The sequence below is a fragment of the Allorhizobium ampelinum S4 genome (assembly GCF_000016285.1).
Lineage (GTDB): Bacteria > Pseudomonadota > Alphaproteobacteria > Rhizobiales > Rhizobiaceae > Allorhizobium > Allorhizobium ampelinum.
In genome coordinates this window covers 1,746,924-1,765,558 of record NC_011989.1, presented here as the reverse complement: position 1 = coordinate 1,765,558, position 18,635 = coordinate 1,746,924, and the positions used below count along the sequence as shown (strand labels likewise).

Sequence of the window (18,635 nt, the reverse complement as noted above, 5' to 3'; positions counted from 1 at the left end):
CCCCGAAGTGACACAGGACTGTGCCACAATAGAAATGGGGATAAAATGGCGAAAATGCGATTATGGTTAAGGCGTTAGGGGGAATAGTTCGCGTTATGGTTAATGAAGGCTTAAGCGGAGGCGGACCTCCCCCTCCAACCGGTCATACCGACCGGGTCAATCCACCATCCACTTTAAGATTTTGACCAGTGATATACCCTGCGCCCTCGGACGCCAGAAAAGCGACGGTCGCGGCGATCTCCGCGCTTGTGCCATATCGCTTCATCGGAACGGCATCCCGGCGCTGTTCGGTTGCGGGCAGGCTGTCGATCCAGCCCGGCAGAACATTGTTCATGCGAATATTGTCCGCGGCATAGGTATCGGCGAAAATCTTCGTATAGGCCGCAAGACCGGCGCGAAACACCGCCGAGGTCGGGAACATCGATGAGGGTTCAAACGCCCAGGCGGTGGAAATATTGATGATCGCGCCCGATTTTTGCGCCTGCATGATCGGCGTGACGAGACGGACGGGACGAACGACGTTCATCAGATAAACGTCCATGCCCATATGCCATTGCTCGTCGGTGATCTCGATGATCTGGGCGCGAGGGCCGTGACCGGCACTGTTGACCAGCACATCGATCCGCCCCCAGGTTTCCATGGTGGTATCGATCAGACCCGCCAGGTCTTCATTGGATTGATTGGACCCGGTTACGCCAATACCGCCAAGCTCAGTCGCCAGTGCCTCGCCCTTGCCGGAAGATGACAGGATGGCGACCTTGTAGCCATCAGCGGCAAGACGTCTGGCGCATTCGGCACCCATGCCGCTTCCGCCAGCCGTAACAACAGCAACTTTTTCTGCGGACATGATATCTCTCCCAAGGACGAACCGGAAAATTATGCAGTCTATACACTTGGTGAAACGCACAATGCTCTAGACGCAGCAAGCCATGATCCATTCGTGCGGCAGCAACGCTGCCGCACGAAACTCGGAAGCGACGATACAGCGCCGAAAATCAGCCGACGAACGCCCGCTCGATGACGAATTCGGCTGGCTTGTTGTTGGCACCTTCGGTCAGCCCAGCCTTTTCCAGCAGCGCCTTGGTGTCCTTCAACATCGCTGTCGAGCCGCAAATCATTCCACGGTCAATGGCCGGGTCCAGCGCCGGGACGCCAAGGTCAGTAAACAGCTTGCCGTTTTCGATCAGGTCGGTGATCCGCCCCGTGAAAGGATAGTCTTCGCGGGTGGCGGTGGCGTAATGTTTCAGCTTGTCGCCAACGATTTCGCTCAGCATCTCATCGGCCTTGATCTCGGAAATCAGGTCGAACCCATATTTCAGCTCGGCGACATCGCGGCAGGTGTGGGTGAGGATGACCTCCTCGAATTTCTCATAGGTTTCCGGATCGCGGATCAGGCTGGCGAAGGGTGCAATGCCGGTGCCGGTCGAGAACATATAGAGCCGCTTGCCCGGCGTCAGCGCGTCCAGCACCAGGGTGCCGGTCGGCTTCTTGCGCATCAGCACCCGGTCGCCCGGCTGGATGCGTTGCAAATGCTGGGTCAGCGGCCCGTTCGGCACCTTGATCGAGAAAAATTCCAGTTCCTCGTCCCAGGACGGGCTGGCGATGGAATAGGCGCGGTAGAGCGGCTTGCCATCCACCATCAGGCCGATCATCGCGAACTCGCCCGAACGGAAACGAAAACCGGCAGGCCGGGTCATCCGGAAGCGGAACAAGTGGTCGGTATAATGCGTCACGCTCAGCACCGTTTCGGCATAGACGCCTTCCGGGACGATCAGTTCGGCATTATCGGTCTTTGCAGGAGCATTCATCAGCGTTCGGGTCCTTCAAATCGCATATTGAACCGCCGCGGATCAGGGCGTATTCGGGCATGCATTATCCGCCTTGGCGGGCCTGTTACTGTAAAATCCCAAGCATGGCCAGAGGCCACACGTGGATGCGATCATAAACCGCAGCAGCGCACGCTTTCCAAATTATGAAAAGCGTGCAACCGACAGTGAGACGAGGCGCGCAGCAAGGCCATTACATCGTTCCTTATGAGTAGACCGGCCTCAAGAAGCCGACCGGCGGCGCCAGCTATAACCGCCAACCTCAGCAGCTGGCCGGGCAGTTGGCTGATAATGATTGGCAATCCCCGGCAGACGCCCCTCTTCCAGCCGTTTCAGCGCCACCGCATTGGTCACGGCAAAGCTGTCGAAGCCGGTGCGCAACATCAGCGGCACCTGATCGATCAGCACGTCACCCACTGCTCGCACCTCACCCTGATAACCAAGCCTGTCGCGCAGCAGCGAAGCATGGCTAAAGCCACGCCCGTCATTATAGGCCGGGAATTTCACGGCAATGATGGCGATACGGTCGAGATAGGGTTTCAGTTTCGTCACGTCATCGGCTGGCGCGATTACCACGCCGAGATCGACGGCATTGCTGTCTTCAGCCGCAGCGATAAAGGCGTCCAGCGGCAGAAGCGCTTTCTGGCCCTCAGCCACTTTCAGCTCTTCGGTTTCCTCCAGCCAGACGTCCTGTGCGGCAAAACCGGTTTCGGTCCAGATACGGCTCATGATCGCGCTCCTCAGGCGGCTTCGGCGGATGCGCCGCCATACAGGGCTTCCTTGAAGGGCTTTGGCCCGACACGGCGATAAGCCTCAAGGAAGGTTTCCTTCGGATCAAGCCGCAGCGCCAGATAGGTATCAACCACCGTCTCCACCGCATCCGTTACCTTTTCTGGCTCGAAACCGCGGCCGATGATTTCGCCGATAGACGAGTTTTCATCCCCCGATCCGCCCAGCGTGATCTGGTAAAGCTCCGCACCCTTCTTTTCCACACCCAGCAGACCGATATGGCCGACATGGTGATGGCCGCAGGCATTGATACAGCCGGAAATCTTGATTTTCAGCTCACCGATTTCCGCTTGGCGCGCCTGGGAGCCGAAGCGCGAGGAAATTGCCTGCGCTACCGGAATGGCGCGGGCATTGGCGAGTGCGCAATAATCCAGCCCGGGACAGGCAATAATGTCAGTGATCAGGCCCGCATTGGCGGTGGCAAGATTAGCACCTGATAGTGCCTGATACAGCGCTGGCAGATCGGCCATCGCCACATGCGGCAGGATCAGGTTCTGTTCATGGCTGACGCGGATTTCGTCAAAACCAAAACGCTCCGCCAGATCCGCCACGAGATCCATCTGGGCATCGCTGGCATCGCCGGGAATGCCGCCGATCGGCTTCAGCGAAATCGTCACCATACCGTAATCGGGATGCTTGTGCGGCTGGACATTCTGCGCAAGCCAGGTGGCAAAACCGTCATCCGCCTTCTTGGATTTGGCCAGAACTTCCCAGCCCTCTGGACGCTCAACCAGATCAGGCAGGGCAAAATAGCTCTCAATGGCGCGAATGTCGGCATCGGGCAGCTTCAGCACACTGTCCTTCAGGTTTGCGAATTCCGCATCGATCTGGCGGGTCAGTTCTTCCGTGCCGGTTTCATGCACGAGGATCTTGATCCGCGCCTTGTATTTGTTGTCGCGGCGACCATGCAGATTATAAACCCGCACAATGGCGGTGATATAGGACAGCATGTCTTCTTCGGGCAGGAAATCCTTGATCTTCTTGGCAATCATCGGCGTTCTGCCCTGACCGCCGCCGACATAGACGGCAAAGCCAAGATTTCCGCTCGCGTCCTTCTTCACATGCAAGCCGATATCATGCACCTGGATGGCGGCGCGGTCGCGCTCAGCCCCGGTCACGGCAATCTTGAACTTGCGCGGCAGGAAGGAAAACTCCGGGTGGACCGAAGACCATTGCCGCAGGATTTCAGCGTAGGGGCGTGGATCGGCAACCTCATCCTGCGCTGCACCGGCAAAATGGTCGGCGGTGACATTGCGGATACAGTTGCCGGAGGTCTGGATCGCGTGCATCTCGACGCTGGCCAGCTCTTGCAGAATATCCGGCGTATCCGACAGCTTCGGCCAGTTATACTGGATGTTCTGGCGTGTTGTGAAATGACCATAGCCACGGTCATATTTGCGCGCCACATGGGCCAGCATCCGCATCTGCTTGGCGTTCAACGTGCCATAGGGAATGGCGACGCGCAGCATATAGGCGTGCAACTGCAAATATACGCCGTTCATCAACCGAAGCGGCTTGAACGCATCTTCCGCCAACTCACCGGACAAGCGGCGACCTACCTGATCGCGAAACTGGTCCACGCGGGCCGCAACAAAGGCATGGTCAAATTCATCGTAACGATACATGTCTTTCCTCAGGCTCTATAGTCGGTCAGGTTCAGATTGAACCAAACAAACTCTAGATCTTTTTTGTTTTCGTTTATCTTTCGGGAAAACCGGGTCCCACTTTTCCCTGATAAACTTTAGACGGCGACAAAATCAGGATCAGCATGACCATGCCCATCCGCATAGGGAATGGTCGGGCCTGCGGCGCGAATACGCTCACGCAGGCGCAGCGGCCAGAGCTTTCCATCCCGCTCTTCCACATCGACCACGGCGACGTCAACAACGAGGTTATTGGTAAAGTCCCGCTTGCCGCTAGCTTCCAGCGCCGCGACAGCCTCGGCATGACGAGCAACCAGCGACGATTGCAGGTCTTCCACCCATTTGCCGGAAGCATCGAGCCAGACAGCGATGCCATCGCTCAAGCGGTTGGCGGTCAAGACTTTTTCTGCCATTGTCAAACCCTCGTCATCTGCTGTTGATCGACATTCGCCAGGCCAAGACGCGCCTGCGCCAACGGCATCGACCGCTCGAAATTCGCACCCGCCACCGCATCGCCGATAATGACCATCACCGGCCCTGTCAGTTCCGTCATGGCTTCCAGACCCGGCAATTCCCGCAGCGTGCCATGCAGCAGGCGGCGGTCGCCGCGTCCAGCATTTTCCACCACGGCAACCGTCGTGTCTTGCGCCAATCCACCGGCAATCAGCCGTTCGGCGACGGAAGCCGCCACCGTGCGGCCCATATAGACGGCAACGGTTGCGCCTGATAGCGCCAGCCGCGCCCAGTCGGGCAGAACATCGCCGGTCAGGTCATGGCCTGTGGTAAAGACCAGCGAAGAAGATACGCCGCGCAACGTCAGCGGCAATTCAAAATCTGCGGCTGCCGCCAGCGCCGAAGTGACGCCGGGCACGATCTCATAGGCGATACCGGCATCGCGCAGCGCCGCCATTTCCTCGCCTGCCCGACCGAAGATCAAGGGATCACCGGATTTCAGCCGCACGACACGCTTGCCAGCCTGACCGAGCGCCACGAGGAGATCATTGATCTCGCTCTGCGACTTGGAATGACAGCCCTTGCGCTTGCCGACTGGAATACGGTCCGCATCACGCCGGCCCATATCGACAACGGCCTGTGGCACCAAAGCATCATAAACAATCGCGTCAGCTTCCATCATCAGTCGATGGGCGCGCAGGGTCAGCAGGTCTTCCGCCCCCGGCCCTGCCCCGACCAGAAAGATCCTACCTTCCGGCACGGTATTGGCCGCCGACTTAAGCAGCTTTGTCGCCCGGCGACGAGCAGCCTTCACATCCCCACCTTCCATTGCATCGGCCACGTCGCCTTGAAAGAAAGAACGCCAGAACAGACGGCGTGCCACACCGCGCGGCAACAGCCGGTCAACGGCATGACGGTAGCTGTTGGCCAAACGGCCCAACTTGCCCAGCGACCTCGGCAATTGCCTGTCAATTCCAGCGCGGATCATCTGGGCCAGCACTGGCCCCACACCTTCCGTGCCAATTGCCACCGCAATCGGCGCACGATTGACCAACGCCGGCGTATAAAAATCGCAATAATCCGGCTGATCGACGGCATTGGCCGGAATTTTTTGCAGCCTAGCCGCTTCAACAATCATCCGATCCGCCGCACCATCACCGGTCGCGGCAAAAACCATTTTCATCCCCGCCAGCAGATCAGGAGAAAACGGCGATGGATCGATCTCGATGGTTTTACGCTTCAGAAAGGCTGCATATGCAGGGGCTGGATCCCGAGTGAAGGCAATGATGGTCGCGGACGTATTGGCGATCAGTCTAGCCTTGGCAAACGCCTCGTCGCCATCGCCGAACACAGCCAATTTCGCGCCGGAAACGCGAAAAAACGCCGGAAAAACCGCCAGCTTGTCAGACTCGATGCTCAAAGACCCATTCCTTGTTATCTCGCCATTATCCGGGAAAACAACGCTCTTATGAAGAAACACGAATCTGCCTTCCCAACGGCATCGATATTTCTATCCTAACGCATTTGAGGATAAGAGCAAAACCAACCCGTCCCGGCAATTTTCAATCAATACGCAGAGGAAGGCTTTCCCTTGGCCGCCGCTTGCCGCTAAATGTGCTGCGAGTTTGTCCGGTAAAAGTGTCCACCGGTTTTACCGAAAAGACAAAGACGGATTTCAAGGAGCGCTGCCCATCATGACCGATCAAAATCTCACTGCCAGATTGCTTGACGTGATCGAACAGGACATCATCCCGCTGACGGAAAAAGGCGTGGCCGAGGGCAACAAGATTTTCGGCGCGGCAATCTTGCGCAAATCGGACCTGTCTCTGGTGCTGGCGGAGACCAATAACGAGTTGGACAACCCGCTCTGGCATGGCGAAGTTCATACGCTGAAGCGCTTTTACGAACTGGGCGAGCGCCCACCGACATCAGAGCTGATTTTCCTCTCCACCCACGAACCCTGCACCATGTGCATGTCGGCGATCACCTGGGCGGGTTTTGACAATTTCTATTATTTCTTCAGCCATGAAGATAGCCGCGATGCCTTCGCCATTCCCCATGACCTGAAAATTCTGAAGGAAGTGTTCGGACTGGAGCCCGGCGGCTATCGCAAGCAGAACGCCTTCTGGCACAGTTTCGCCATCAACGACATGATTGAAGTGGAAGACGATGCAATTCGTGGGGAACTGCTAACCCAGGCTCAGACGATCCGTGGCCTCTATGGCAATCTCTCCGGCCAATATCAATCAGCCAAAAGCGGCAACGACATTCCGCTAAACTGATCTTTGTTGAATAAGGAAAAACCATGCAGCCTTCACAGGATATCGCCCGGCTGATCGAAATCATGGCGGCGCTTCGCGATCCGCAGACCGGCTGCCCCTGGGACATTGTCCAGACCTTCGAGACCATCAAGCCTTATACGCTGGAAGAAGCCTATGAAGTAGCCGACGCCATCGAGCGCAACGATCCGGACGATCTCTGCGAAGAACTGGGTGATCTCTTGCTGCAAGTGGTGTTTCATGCGCGGATTGCCGAGGAGGCCGGACTGTTTTCGTTCGGCGACGTGGTCGAAGCGGTAACCTCAAAGATGATCCGTCGTCATCCGCATGTGTTTGCCCGCTCAGACGCCGATACGCCTGACGCCGTCAAGCTGCAATGGGATGCGATTAAAAAACAGGAAAAGCAGGAAAGAGCCGAACGCCGCGCCGCACGTGGTGTGGCAGAGGTGTTTAAAGACGGTCATCTCGGCTCAGTGCAGCGAACGTTTCCGGCCCTGACGGAGGCCGTAAAGCTTCAGGAACAGGCTGCAAAGGTCGGGTTCGATTGGGCTGAGGCCGAACCCATTCTCGACAAGATCGAGGAGGAGATCGCCGAACTGCGTGAAGCGCTCCAAACCGGGCAACCAGACAAGATAAAGGACGAGTTGGGAGATCTGATTTTCGCTCTGGTCAATATCGGTCGACACACCGGCAGCGATCCCGAGCAAGCCCTGCGCGGAACGAATGTGAAATTCAGACGGCGCTTCGGCCATATCGAAAAATACTTGTCCGCCGAAAAATCATCGCTGGAAGATGCCAGCCTTGAGCGGATGGAGGAGCTCTGGCAGGCTGCAAAGCAGCTGGAACGCAGCGGCAAAACTGATGGCTAGCCAAAATCCAATCGTGGACCACACGCCACGATTTTGACTTTAAAACACTCACTGGATTTCCTTAAAAGCGCAATCGTATCGGTGGATGCGATTGCGCACATGGTCGCAGAACTCCATTCTCGCACAAGTTATCATTTATAATTATTTTTAATAAATATTATATCGACCACGCTTGCCTCTGAGCTGGCCAGTCGCTTGTGGAGCTCGCATCATGAACGTACATGTCAAGACCAGGCCGCCCGGACAGTCACCGCAGCCCGAAGACATTGCCCATTTCATGCAAATTCTGTCCTGTATCCCGGATGCGCAGACGGCATGCTGGATGGGAACGGAGTTCCTTGCTCAACTGGCGCCGCAGGACCTCCAGGAGGCAACGGTGGCGCTGTCGCATGTTCACCCGTTCTTCTTGCCCGATATCGATAACGATGCAGCAGAAAACCTCAAACTCTGCCTTGGTCGGTTTGCCGAGACGGTCCTTCAGGCGCGATTGACCGCTAACAGGGCGAAAAATCTCAACCTGCTTGTGGCTGGCACGCCGGGATCGGCAGACAGTGTCGGACATGCTCTGCGCAAAACGCTCGGACTGCGCTCAGCCAATCTGGTGACCATGGCCTATTCGGATTATTCCGCCTCCCTGTTTGGAGCCAATCTCAGCTCAAAAGAGCTGGACGAACTGGCCTTGCAGCGCAATGGACTGGACGGTGTCGGATATGTGGCAGAGCATCCGGTGCTTTGTACGCCCTATGCTGCCCGACAAATGGCGCTCTATGGCATCAGGCCCATCGTTATCACCCGCAACTTCTTCATTTCCCTGATCTGCACGGATGACGCGCTGATGCAAGCAAGAGGCTTGCAGAACAGCATGGGTGAAGGCTTTTTCGATGATGGACTGCCCGCCTGCTATCAGGATCTATCCTTGGAAAAACGTCTGGATCTGCTGGTGGACGCGCAAGCCGTCTGGTACGCGCAATTCGTCGCCAGCTGGCAGAAATGCGAGGCGAGTGGACAGGTGAAGCCGCTCTGGATTTCCTATGAAAAGGATATCCTTGGAGAAGCGTTACCCCTGGCCGAGAAAATTGCCGATTTCATTGGTGGTCATCAGGCTGACGCGACGGCCATTGCCCAGGAACTGACCGATGAGAAAGCTGCCAACACCATTATCGCTGACAAAAGTCTGGCATATCGGGCAAAGATCATACCGGCGCTAATCCGCGACCGCGCCATGTCGATCTTTGAACGCTATGCGGGGGACGCTGATCTGAAAAATCTGATTGGAGAATAGATCACAGATCATCTGCGCTATTCAGTTCCAATCCTCGCTGCGAACCGGCTGTATCAGGCCAAGCTTGCGCTCCAGCGCGCTGGCTTGTTGCTCTGACAGCCGTAAATCGAGCGAAACCGAGCCATCATCTCGGTCCTCCCGGCTGTCCACCATGGTGTTCTCATAGACCCAGGAGATCAGGGAGAGCTTATCTGGCGGCAAAATCACCGTGGTTTCCGTCACCACACCGGAAAGCCGCTGAGCGATCTCGGCCATCAGTGCGTCAACCCCCTCACCCGTCACGGCGGAAACAGCCATCACGTTTTGCCGGCCAGTTGCCTTTTCCGCGATAGCCTGATGCGCTTCAGGCTCCAGCCTGTCGATCTTATTCCAAACCTCGATAATGCGTTCGTCACGCTCTTTTTCATCAATGCCAAGGTCGGAGAGAATCCGCATAACATCACCCGCCTGCGCGCCGTTATCCGGGTCGGCCATGTCACGCACATGCAGGATCAGGTCCGCTTCCAGCACTTCTTCAAGCGTAGCGCGAAAGGCTGCGACCAGATGGGTCGGCAGGTCCGAGATGAAGCCAACCGTATCCGAGAGAATGACGGTGCGGCCTTGTGGCAATTTCATGCGGCGAAGCGTTGGGTCCAGCGTGGCAAACAGCATATCCTCGGCCAACACGCCTGCCCCGGTGATCCGATTGAACAGTGTCGATTTTCCGGCATTGGTATAGCCGACAAGGGCAACGATCGGATGCGGCACCTTGCGGCGTTTGGCGCGGTGCAGTTGGCGGGTGCGCACCACCTGTTCCAGTTCGCGTTCCAGCCGCACGATGCGATCCTGCAACATCCGCCGGTCGGCCTCGATCTGGGTTTCGCCGGGACCGCCCATGAAACCCGCACCACCGCGCTGACGCTCCAAGTGGGTCCAGCTGCGCACCAGGCGGCCCTTCTGGTAATTCAGATGGGCGAGATCGACCTGCAACGTGCCTTCCTTGGTGGAGGCTCGGCGACCGAAGATTTCCAGGATCAGACCCGTGCGATCGATGACCTTGGCATTCCATTGCTTTTCCAGATTGCGCTGCTGCACCGGCGTCAACGGATGGTCGACAATGACCAGACCAGCATCATGGTTATCGAGCAGCGCCTTGATTTCCTCAATCTTACCGCTGCCGATCAGGGTCGCCGGACGCGGCTGATTGACGGCAACGATCAAGCCTTGCACGATTGTCAGATCGATGGCGCGGGCAAGGCCCATGGCCTCTTCCAACCGGCTCTCGTGGCTGCGGGTCGTGGTCGGACCAAGCTCAGCCGAGGCCTTTTCACTGGAACGGGCCTGCTTCAACACTGGAACAAGAACCACGGCGCGCATGTCGTCGCGGTGCATTTCCTGTTCGGGAATAATGCTATCGGATGTGGTGTCTCGATTGGCTATAGCCGTTGTCCTGTTGTTAAACGCCAAAAATGGATTGTTCCGCCTGTCCAACGGAAATCAACCCATTCTGTTCCGGCAGGAAGTCTTGTCGAATTTATGATGCGGCTTCTTCGCTTTCGAACATCTGCATGGGCTGGCCCGGCATGATGGTCGAAATGGCGTGCTTGTAGACGAGCTGGGAATGCCCATCACGACGCAACAGCACGCAGAAATTATCGAACGAGGTGACGACGCCGGTCAGCTTCACGCCGTTGATCAGAAAAATAGTGAGGGAAATCTTCTGCTTGCGAACCGTATTGAGAAATAGGTCCTGCAAATTCTGAGAACGTTCCGCCATGGCGCCGCTTCTTTCTATCTTGCCGGTCGGGGGTGCCGGTTGCAATTTTCTAATTTTTTTGGACAGGCTTCCCCAAATGCCCATCATTCATGTTTGGTATCAAATCGGAAGTCGTTCCGCAATCGAGAAAACCCCAAGCAAATTCATTGTCGAATTGCAATGGTTTCCCTTTCCAGCCAATGCCCAGGCCAGCTCAAACGCCCAGCGACTTCAACTTCCGATGTAGCGCCGATCGCTCCATGCCGACAAATTCCGCCGTCCGGGAAATATTGCCGCCAAAGCGGTTGATCTGGGCGATCAGATAATCGCGCTCGAACATTTCGCGGGCTTCGCGCAGCGGCAAGGTCATAATCTGGTAATCGCTGCGACCGGAGACTTTCGGCAGCATTTCACCAAGATCCGTCGGCAGCATTTCGGCGCTGATCGGTACATCGGCCCCATCGTTCTGGGTCAGGATCAACAGCCGCTCGATATTGTTGCGCAATTGCCGGATATTGCCCGGCCAGTCATGGGCCTGCAACACTGCCATCGCGTCCTCGCCGATCTTGCGCTGACGGATACCGGCCTGTTCGGCGATATGGCGCATCAGCATATCCACGAGGAAGGGAATATCCTCACGCCGCTCAGCCAGCGGCGGAACCCGCACCGGCACCACCGCCAGGCGATGAAACAAATCCTCGCGGAACCGGCCCTCGGCAATCAGGCTTTCGAGATTATAGGCGCTGGAGGAAATGATCCGCACATCGACCTTGACCCGCTTGTTGCCACCGACGCGCTCGAATTGCTGGTCAACCAGCACCCGCAGGATCTTGTTCTGGGTCTCGCGCGGCATTTCGCCGACTTCATCCAGATAGAGAATACCACGATGCGCCTCTTCCAACGCACCGATGCGGCGCGACTGGCCGGGACCGCCTTCGGTGCCGAACAGCGCCACTTCCATGCGGTCAGGGGTGATGGCTGCGGCATTCAGCGTCACGAACGGCCCGGCGGCGCGGGCCGAGCGCTTGTGGATCATCCGCGCCACCAACTCCTTACCGCTACCGGACGGGCCGACGATCATGATCCGGCTATTGGTCGGTGCGACCTTCTCGATGGTTTGGCGCAGTTGCGAGACTGCTACCGAACTGCCGATCAATTCATTGGCATCGCCGGTGCGTCGTTTCAGTTCGGTCACTTCGCGTTTCAGCTTGGAATTTTCCAGCGCCCGCTCGGCAATCAGGATCAACCGGTCGGCCTTGAACGGCTTTTCGATGAAGTCGAAAGCGCCGCGCTTGATGGCTGAAACCGCCGTCTCGACATTGCCATGACCGGAAATCATCACCACCGGCAGGTCGGGATGCCGGGCCTTGATTTCATCCAGTAAGGCCAGCCCGTCCAACCGACTGCCATGCATCCAGATATCGAGAAAGATCAGCCGGGGCGCCCGGTCGGAAATCGCCGCGAGCGCGCTGTCGGCATCGTGCGCCGTGCGGGTTTCATGTCCTTCGTCGCTCAAGATACCGGAGACGATGTCGCGGATGTCTTCCTCGTCGTCAACCACCAGGATGTCAGAGGCCATAAGCTGCTTCCTTATCATGTTCTTCAGTGGCGGCAGAGGCTGCCCCGGCTTGTCGCGGCAGCACAACGCGGATCATCGCGCCACGCCCACCGTCGAATTCTGCCGGCGCATCATGCAATTCAAGCTGACCGCCATGCTCTTCAATGATTTTCTTGACGATGGCGAGGCCAAGGCCCGTGCCCTTCTCCCGCATCGTCATATAGGGCTCCAGAATGCGATGGCGATTATCGACCGGCAGTCCCTTGCCGTTATCGATGATATCCACCACGAAACCGTCACGCCCTTCGTCTGTTGCCGCCCTGATCCATACTCGGCCCGGCAGTTTTTCAGCATCGGAGGGAACAGCCTCGATTGCTTCCACCGCATTCTTGATCAGATTGCCGAACGCCTGGGCCAGCATGCGGGCATCGAAAGACCCCTCGAGCGGAAGCTCGCCAACGTCGCGAATGAACTCACACTCGCTATGGCCCATTTCCCGCAGGAAGATCGCGTCCTTCAAGACGTCGCGCAGGTCAGCCGGCTGCTTGGTCGGCTTCGGCATCCGGGCAAAGGACGAGAACTCATCCACCATCCGGCCGATATCCTCGACCTGACGCACGATCGTATCTGTACACTGATCGAAAACCTGCCGATCCTCGCTGGCGATCTGCTTGCCGAAGCGGCGCTTCAATCGTTCTGCCGAGAGCTGAATTGGGGTGAGCGGGTTCTTGATCTCGTGGGCGATCCGTCGCGCCACATCGGCCCAGGCGGTGGAGCGCTGGGCAATCACCAGATCCGTGATGTCATCCAGCGTGATCACGTAGGATTCGGTGGCGTTACGGGTTTCCTCACGTGTCACCTGCACTGACAAGGTCCGCTCCTTGCCGCTGCGCACCAGATTGATCTGCTTGCGGAAATCACCGCGATGGCGAAGCCCGGCTTCGGCAAACACCGTGTTGATCTCTGGAGCAACCGTTTCCAGCTTCTCGCCCAGCAATTGATCGGCACCACGCGCCAGAAACAGTTCCGCCGAAGGATTGACGATGGTGATCCGGCCATCATCCTCGACGCCGATCACCGCCGCCGTCACGCCCGACAGCACCGCTTCAATGAAGCGGCGGCGGTCATCGACCTCGTCCTTGGCCTCCAGAATCTCATCACGCTGGGTGCGGATCTGGGAAATCATCTTGTTGAAGGTGCGCGACAGGCTGCCGACATCGCCATCGGCAACCCTGACAGGCACCACAACATTCATATTGCCTGACGCGACATTGTCGGCAGCGCCGATCAGCAGCCGGATCGGCCGAACGATGCGGTCGGCAACAGCAATCGCGGTCCAGATGGCAGCCAGAAGCACGATCAGCGCAAAGCCGAGATAGAGAACGGCAAAGGCGATTTGCAGTGTGGTGCGCCCCGCCTCCATCGATTTATATTCAGCGGTATTATCCTCCATCTCACGCATTGCCCGCATGACCTTTGGATCAACGGCCCGGATGGTGTAGAGATAGGCGCCGCTCAGCGAATCCATCTTGATGATCCCGCCGACCAGATTGGTGACACCCGGTGGGATCAGCGTCGGCTGTCCCGCAGCGGCCTTGTCCAACGCATCCTGCGGAATGGCAGGCAGCGGCTTTTCAGTCGAAATATCCGCCTGAAGGATGGGCGTGCCGTCCTTGCGAACCAGAAAGGCACCCAACAGTCCGCGTCCCTTGGCCTGACGGGTCATCAACTCGATAAAACCGGTGCGGTCGAGGAAGAACAACGGGCGGTTTCGCTCCAGATCCGTCGCCATGGAAATCGTCTGGCCCTGCAAATAACTGGCATTTTCCAGCATATAGGCCTGGGCCACATTCATCGATGAATTGATGATGCCTTGAGTACGAATCGAAAACCATCGATCCAGGCCGACATTGAGGGTAATACTGGCGAAAATCGCCACCAGGATCGCCGGCGTGATCGCCACGATCGAAAATAGTACGACGATGCGCACATGCAGCCTGGCCGCCGCCCGCCCCCGGCGCCGCGCCTTGACAAGACGGCTGACTTCCCGACCGATCAGAAACAGCAGGCCAAGCACGAAAAGCGTATTGATGACCACCGAGCCGATCAGCACATTCGAGGTCGGCGCAATCGGGGTGAGGCCAAGCAGGACCGGCAGGGTGAACATGGCACAGGCCAGCGCCCCCCCAGCCAGAATCAGGCCTGGCAAGGCAAAGGAGGACTTGCGTTCCTGCAGCAGTGTCAGTGCTGCTTCCTCTTCGGTCTGCCCCGCAGGCCGCCGCGTTTTCATCCAGTCTCGTCTCCGCAAACGGAAAGATGAGAGGCCGTTATCGGAAAACTAGGTCCCTGCTGCCTCTTGTCGATACAGGTGCAAACAGAACCGCGACCCACGACCGAAGCCGCAGGAACACGCAACCAAGCTTTACCGTCAAAGCTCTCCACCGTTGCTATTGAGCAACGCATTGTGGCGAAATTGCAACGCTTATAAGACGAATGTCAAGCGCTACGCGAGCTGCGGTAAACCGAAACACCCAATTCGCGGATTTTCTTGCGCAGCGTATTTCGGTTCAAACCCAAAAGATCGGCGGCCTTGATCTGGTTTCCACGGGTGGCCGTCAGGGCCGCCAGAATTAGCGGATATTCCATTTCAGTCAAAACCCGGTCGTAAAGGCCGGGCGGCGGCAGGTTATCGCCGAAGGACGCGAAGTAGCTGCGCATATTTTCCTCGACCGCCTGGGCAATGGTCATGTGACCGCCACCCGAACCACCCTTGGTCAGCGGGCTGTCGGTAATGTCTGAGCGTAGTTCCTGCTCGATGATTTCGCGGGTGATAACATCCTGTGGATAAAGCGCCATCAACCGGCGCACCAGGTTCTCCAACTCACGAACATTGCCCGGCCAGGCATAGGATTTCATCACTTCGAGCGCTTCCTGCTCGAATCGCTTGGCATCCAGACCTTCCTTCTCACCCTGCTGGATGAAATGGCGCACCAGATCGGCAATATCCTCGGCCCGGTCGCGCAACGGCGGCAGCCGCAGCGGCACGACGTTCAGCCGGTAATAAAGGTCCTCGCGAAACAGGCCCTGGTTGATCGACTGTTTCAGGTCCTTGTTGGTGGCGGCAACGATACGCACATCGGTGCGGATCGGCGTGCGCCCGCCGACCGTGGTGTATTCACCCTGCTGTAGAACACGCAGGAGCCGGGTCTGGGCATCCATCGGCATATCGCCAATCTCGTCCAGAAACAGCGTACCGCCCTCGGCCTGCTCGAAGCGTCCGGTGGAGCGGTTCTGTGCGCCGGTAAACGCACCCTTTTCGTGGCCGAACAGTTCCGATTCAATCAGGTCGCGCGGAATGGCCGCCATGTTGATCGCCACGAAGGGACCGTTACGGCGCTTGCCATAATCATGCAGCGCCTTGGCGACCAATTCCTTGCCCGTGCCGGATTCGCCAGTGATCATCAGCGTCAGATCGGTCTGCATCAGCCGGGCCAGAACCCGGTAGATTTCCTGCATGGCGGCGGAACGGCCAACCAGCGGCATGCCGTCCTGCATGTCATCGCCCAGCCGCGCCGGCTTTTTCTTCGGCTCGGCCAGCGCCCTGCCGATAATGGCGATCAGTTCGGTCAGGTCGAAGGGTTTGGGCAGGTAGTCATAGGCACCCTTTTCCGAAGCGCGGATGGCCGTCATAAAGGTGTTCTGGGCACTCATCACCAAAACGGGCAGGTCGGGCCGGGCCTTCTTGATGCGTGGCAGGAGATCGAAGGCGTTTTCGTCCGGCATGACCACGTCGGTGACGACAAGATCGCCCTCACCGGCTGAAATCCAGCGCCACAGGGTTGCGGCATTCGACGTGATGCGCACATCGTAACCAGCACGGCTCAGCGCCTGGTTCAAAACGGTGCGGATCGCAGCATCGTCATCGGCAACAAGAATAGTGGCTGTCATCTTGATCTTCCCACGGATTTCGCAAAGGGAGCGTCGTCATCAACCGTTTCCTTGGAAACCGGCATCAACACGCGGAATAGTGTCCGGTTGCCCTGACTGTCGCATTCAACAATACCGCCGTGGCCGCCGATGATCTTGGCAACCAGGGCAAGGCCCAGGCCAGATCCGTTGGTCTTGGTGGTAATGAACGGATCAAACAGATGCGGCAGAAGGTCGGAAGGCACGCCCGGACCATTATCGGCAACGCAGAATTCCAGCGGCAGCGAGATCTTTTCCCGCGATCCGGCAACCGACAGCCTTATGCCGGGGCGATAGGCCGTGGTCAGCTGGATTTCGCCATCGGCCCGGTCGCCCACCGCCTCGGCGGCATTCTTGATCAGGTTCAAAAACACCTGCACCAATTGATCCCGGTTGGCAAACACCGGCGGCAGCGAGGGGTCGTAGCTCTCGGTGATCTTCAGATGCCGGGCAAAGCCTGCCTGAGCAATCGCCTTCACATGGTCCAGCACCGAATGGATATTGATCGAGGTGCGATCCACTGGCCGCTCGTCGGAAAAGATTTCCATACGGTCCACCAGCGAGACAATCCGATCGGTCTCGTCGCAGATCAGCCGGGTCAGGCTGCGATCCTCTGGAGGTACGGAGCTTTCCAGCAATTGCGCCGCCCCGCGAATGCCGGACAGCGGGTTCTTGATTTCATGGGCAAGCATAGAGGCAAGGCCGGTGACGGAGCGCGCGGCAGCGCGGTGGGTGAGCTGACGGTCGATCTTGTCGGCCATCGAGCGTTCCTGAAACACCACGACGACAGCGCCCGGCTCGACAGTGACCGGTGCGACGTAGAGATCGACCAGCTTGTCCTGGCCAAGCCGGGGAGAACTGAGATCGACACGGTATTCATTGACGGGTGCCCGCCGCTCCCGCACCTGATCGATCAGTTCCAGCAGCGGACTGCCGAACGGAATGAAGGTGGAAATCTTGTGGCGGGCGAGGTGGCTGGCACTGGCGCCGAAAAACGCCTCTGCCTCCCAATTGGCAAAAACGATATGTCCCTCGCCATTGACCATGACCACCGGGTTCTGGATGGCGTTGAGCACAGCCATCGCCAGTATATTGCTATCGCCGGGTTTCGGTTCATTGCTCATGCGGCCTCCTCAAGCGGGTTTGGTGCCGCGCCAGCCAGCGCCGCAAACAGGCGGTCGGCGACATGGTCGGGATCTTTCGATGTCATAAGCCCAGTCTTTTCGGCAGGATCAAGCTGCACCCCATGCCGCTCCAGATACCAGCCGACATGCTTTCGCGCATGGCGAACGCCGACATGCGCGCCGTAATGATCCAGCATGGCGCGGTAATGGGCGACGGCAATCGCTGGAATTTCCTCCGCGCTTGGCGGCGCGTGGCCAGCCAGCACACCCGCATGCCAGGGACGCCCCTGGCAGGCGCGCCCCAGCATAATCGCATCGGCACCAGACCTACGCAGGATTTCCTGCGCATCGCCAAGGGTGTCGATATCACCATTGGCAATCAACGGAATGTAAATCGCATCACGCACAGCGGCAATCGCATCCCAATCGGCCCGGCCTTCGTAGAACTGCATGCGGGTGCGGCCATGTACAGTGATTGCCTGCACACCGGCATCCTGCGCGCGGCGCGACAGGTCCGGCGCGTTGATCGAATCGGAATCCCAGCCAAGCCGCATCTTGACGGTGACGGGTATGGAAACGGCCTTGACTGTCGCCTCGATCATCGCCAGCGCAATCTCCGGCTCGCGCATCAGCGCCGATCCGGCATAACCACCAATGACTTTCTTGGCGGGACACCCCATATTGATGTCGATAATATCAGCACCATTGGCCTCGGCAATTTTCGCCGCTTCCGCCATCCAATGCGGATCGCGCCCGGCCAATTGCACCATATGTGGGGTAAGGCCCGCACCCTTCAGCCGCGACCAGCTTTCCGCCGCGTTGAACACAAGTTCGCGGCTGGCAACCATTTCCGTCACCACCAGCCCGGCCCCGTGGCGAAAGGCCAATTGCCGAAACGGCAGGTCAGTGACGCCGGACATCGGCGCAAGCACGACGCGGTTGCGAATGGCAACCGAGGCAATACTAAACCCTGTCTGGAGATCCGGTTGCTGCAAATGTCTAACTTTCGGGCAAGATACTAATTTGCCCGATTTTTAGACATAAAAAAGATCATTGCCAAGCTCTTTCCAAGCGATACCGACAATTTTTCGGGCAAATGCTGGAAAACTTT

General features: G+C 57.9%; 16 protein-coding genes. 3 read left to right on the top strand and 13 right to left on the bottom strand.

Going from position 1 to position 18,635, the window contains the following annotated elements:
• Window positions 1–142: 142 nt before the first annotated feature.
• The 6 genes from AVI_RS08395 to cysG form a co-directional block, all read right to left on the bottom strand.
• On the bottom strand, window positions 143–847 hold the full coding sequence (locus tag AVI_RS08395) for an SDR family oxidoreductase (RefSeq protein ID WP_015915956.1): 705 nt from the start codon (window positions 845–847) through the stop codon (window positions 143–145).
• Between the two features lie 148 nt (window positions 848–995).
• On the bottom strand, window positions 996–1,808 hold the full coding sequence (locus tag AVI_RS08390; RefSeq protein ID WP_015915955.1) for a ferredoxin--NADP reductase: 813 nt from the start codon (window positions 1,806–1,808) through the stop codon (window positions 996–998).
• A 240-nt stretch (window positions 1,809–2,048) separates the two neighbouring features.
• Window positions 2,049–2,555: a DUF934 domain-containing protein gene (locus AVI_RS08385; RefSeq protein WP_015915954.1), complete on the bottom strand. Its 507-nt coding sequence runs from the start codon at window positions 2,553–2,555 to the stop codon at window positions 2,049–2,051.
• 11 nt (window positions 2,556–2,566) lie between these two features.
• The gene (locus AVI_RS08380) at window positions 2,567–4,240 is read right to left on the bottom strand and encodes a nitrite/sulfite reductase (protein WP_015915953.1); all 1,674 of its coding nucleotides are present in this window, start codon (window positions 4,238–4,240) and stop codon (window positions 2,567–2,569) included.
• A gap of 116 nt (window positions 4,241–4,356) precedes the next feature.
• Window positions 4,357–4,671, bottom strand: a complete 315-nt coding sequence (locus tag AVI_RS08375) for a DUF2849 domain-containing protein (protein WP_015915952.1) — start codon at window positions 4,669–4,671, stop codon at window positions 4,357–4,359.
• Between the two features lie 2 nt (window positions 4,672–4,673).
• Entirely contained in the window at window positions 4,674–6,131 is a 1,458-nt protein-coding gene (cysG, locus tag AVI_RS08370) for a siroheme synthase CysG (RefSeq protein ID WP_015915951.1), read from the bottom strand.
• Window positions 6,132–6,405: 274 nt separating this feature from the next.
• Here cysG and AVI_RS08365 point away from each other — a divergent pair, with 274 nt between their 5' ends.
• From AVI_RS08365 to AVI_RS08355, 3 genes are all read left to right on the top strand, one after another.
• The gene (locus AVI_RS08365) at window positions 6,406–6,993 is read left to right on the top strand and encodes a deaminase (protein ID WP_015915950.1); all 588 of its coding nucleotides are present in this window, start codon (window positions 6,406–6,408) and stop codon (window positions 6,991–6,993) included.
• A 23-nt stretch (window positions 6,994–7,016) separates the two neighbouring features.
• Complete coding sequence (gene mazG, locus AVI_RS08360) at window positions 7,017–7,859, top strand: nucleoside triphosphate pyrophosphohydrolase (RefSeq protein WP_015915949.1); 843 nt, start codon at window positions 7,017–7,019, stop codon at window positions 7,857–7,859.
• A 211-nt stretch (window positions 7,860–8,070) separates the two neighbouring features.
• Window positions 8,071–9,141, top strand: coding sequence for a hypothetical protein (locus AVI_RS08355; RefSeq protein WP_015915948.1), 1,071 nt, complete (start codon window positions 8,071–8,073; stop codon window positions 9,139–9,141).
• Between the two features lie 21 nt (window positions 9,142–9,162).
• On the opposite strand, the gene hflX is transcribed toward AVI_RS08355, so the two are convergent.
• From hflX to dusB, 7 genes are all read right to left on the bottom strand, one after another.
• Entirely contained in the window at window positions 9,163–10,512 is a 1,350-nt protein-coding gene (gene hflX / locus AVI_RS08350; protein WP_417883615.1) for a GTPase HflX, read from the bottom strand.
• 142 nt (window positions 10,513–10,654) lie between these two features.
• Window positions 10,655–10,897, bottom strand: coding sequence for an RNA chaperone Hfq (gene hfq / locus AVI_RS08345; RefSeq protein WP_003539403.1), 243 nt, complete (start codon window positions 10,895–10,897; stop codon window positions 10,655–10,657).
• A 193-nt stretch (window positions 10,898–11,090) separates the two neighbouring features.
• Entirely contained in the window at window positions 11,091–12,455 is a 1,365-nt protein-coding gene (gene ntrX, locus AVI_RS08335; protein ID WP_015915945.1) for a nitrogen assimilation response regulator NtrX, read from the bottom strand.
• A complete protein-coding gene (locus AVI_RS08330) occupies window positions 12,445–14,724 on the bottom strand; it encodes a sensor histidine kinase NtrY-like (RefSeq protein WP_015915944.1) in 2,280 nt (759 codons plus the stop codon). The genes ntrX and AVI_RS08330 overlap by 11 nt, the downstream gene beginning before the upstream one ends.
• A 206-nt stretch (window positions 14,725–14,930) precedes the next feature.
• Window positions 14,931–16,382, bottom strand: coding sequence for a nitrogen regulation protein NR(I) (gene ntrC, locus AVI_RS08325; protein WP_015915943.1), 1,452 nt, complete (start codon window positions 16,380–16,382; stop codon window positions 14,931–14,933).
• Window positions 16,379–17,524, bottom strand: a complete 1,146-nt coding sequence (locus AVI_RS08320) for a two-component system sensor histidine kinase NtrB (protein WP_015915942.1) — start codon at window positions 17,522–17,524, stop codon at window positions 16,379–16,381. Before AVI_RS08320 ends, ntrC begins: the two co-directional genes overlap by 4 nt.
• A complete protein-coding gene (gene dusB, locus AVI_RS08315) occupies window positions 17,521–18,519 on the bottom strand; it encodes a tRNA dihydrouridine synthase DusB (RefSeq protein ID WP_015915941.1) in 999 nt (332 codons plus the stop codon). The genes AVI_RS08320 and dusB overlap by 4 nt, the downstream gene beginning before the upstream one ends.
• Window positions 18,520–18,635: the final 116 nt, after the last annotated feature.

Bases quoted from the DNA above. Each gene is read 5' to 3' on its own strand.
- ntrC (WP_015915943.1), bottom strand. From the start codon at position 16,382: ATGACAGCCACTATTCTTGTTGCCGATGACGATGCTGCGATCCGCACC.
- mazG (WP_015915949.1), top strand. From the start codon at position 7,017: ATGCAGCCTTCACAGGATATCGCCCGGCTGATCGAAATCATGGCGGCG.
- ntrX (WP_015915945.1), bottom strand. From the start codon at position 12,455: ATGGCCTCTGACATCCTGGTGGTTGACGACGAGGAAGACATCCGCGAC.
- hflX (WP_417883615.1), bottom strand. From the start codon at position 10,512: ATGCACCGCGACGACATGCGCGCCGTGGTTCTTGTTCCAGTGTTGAAG.
- hfq (WP_003539403.1), bottom strand. From the start codon at position 10,897: ATGGCGGAACGTTCTCAGAATTTGCAGGACCTATTTCTCAATACGGTT.
- AVI_RS08390 (WP_015915955.1), bottom strand. From the start codon at position 1,808: ATGAATGCTCCTGCAAAGACCGATAATGCCGAACTGATCGTCCCGGAA.
- AVI_RS08395 (WP_015915956.1), bottom strand. From the start codon at position 847: ATGTCCGCAGAAAAAGTTGCTGTTGTTACGGCTGGCGGAAGCGGCATG.
- AVI_RS08375 (WP_015915952.1), bottom strand. From the start codon at position 4,671: ATGGCAGAAAAAGTCTTGACCGCCAACCGCTTGAGCGATGGCATCGCT.
- AVI_RS08365 (WP_015915950.1), top strand. From the start codon at position 6,406: ATGACCGATCAAAATCTCACTGCCAGATTGCTTGACGTGATCGAACAG.
- AVI_RS08355 (WP_015915948.1), top strand. From the start codon at position 8,071: ATGAACGTACATGTCAAGACCAGGCCGCCCGGACAGTCACCGCAGCCC.
- AVI_RS08380 (WP_015915953.1), bottom strand. From the start codon at position 4,240: ATGTATCGTTACGATGAATTTGACCATGCCTTTGTTGCGGCCCGCGTG.
- AVI_RS08320 (WP_015915942.1), bottom strand. From the start codon at position 17,524: ATGAGCAATGAACCGAAACCCGGCGATAGCAATATACTGGCGATGGCT.
- AVI_RS08385 (WP_015915954.1), bottom strand. From the start codon at position 2,555: ATGAGCCGTATCTGGACCGAAACCGGTTTTGCCGCACAGGACGTCTGG.
- AVI_RS08330 (WP_015915944.1), bottom strand. From the start codon at position 14,724: ATGAAAACGCGGCGGCCTGCGGGGCAGACCGAAGAGGAAGCAGCACTG.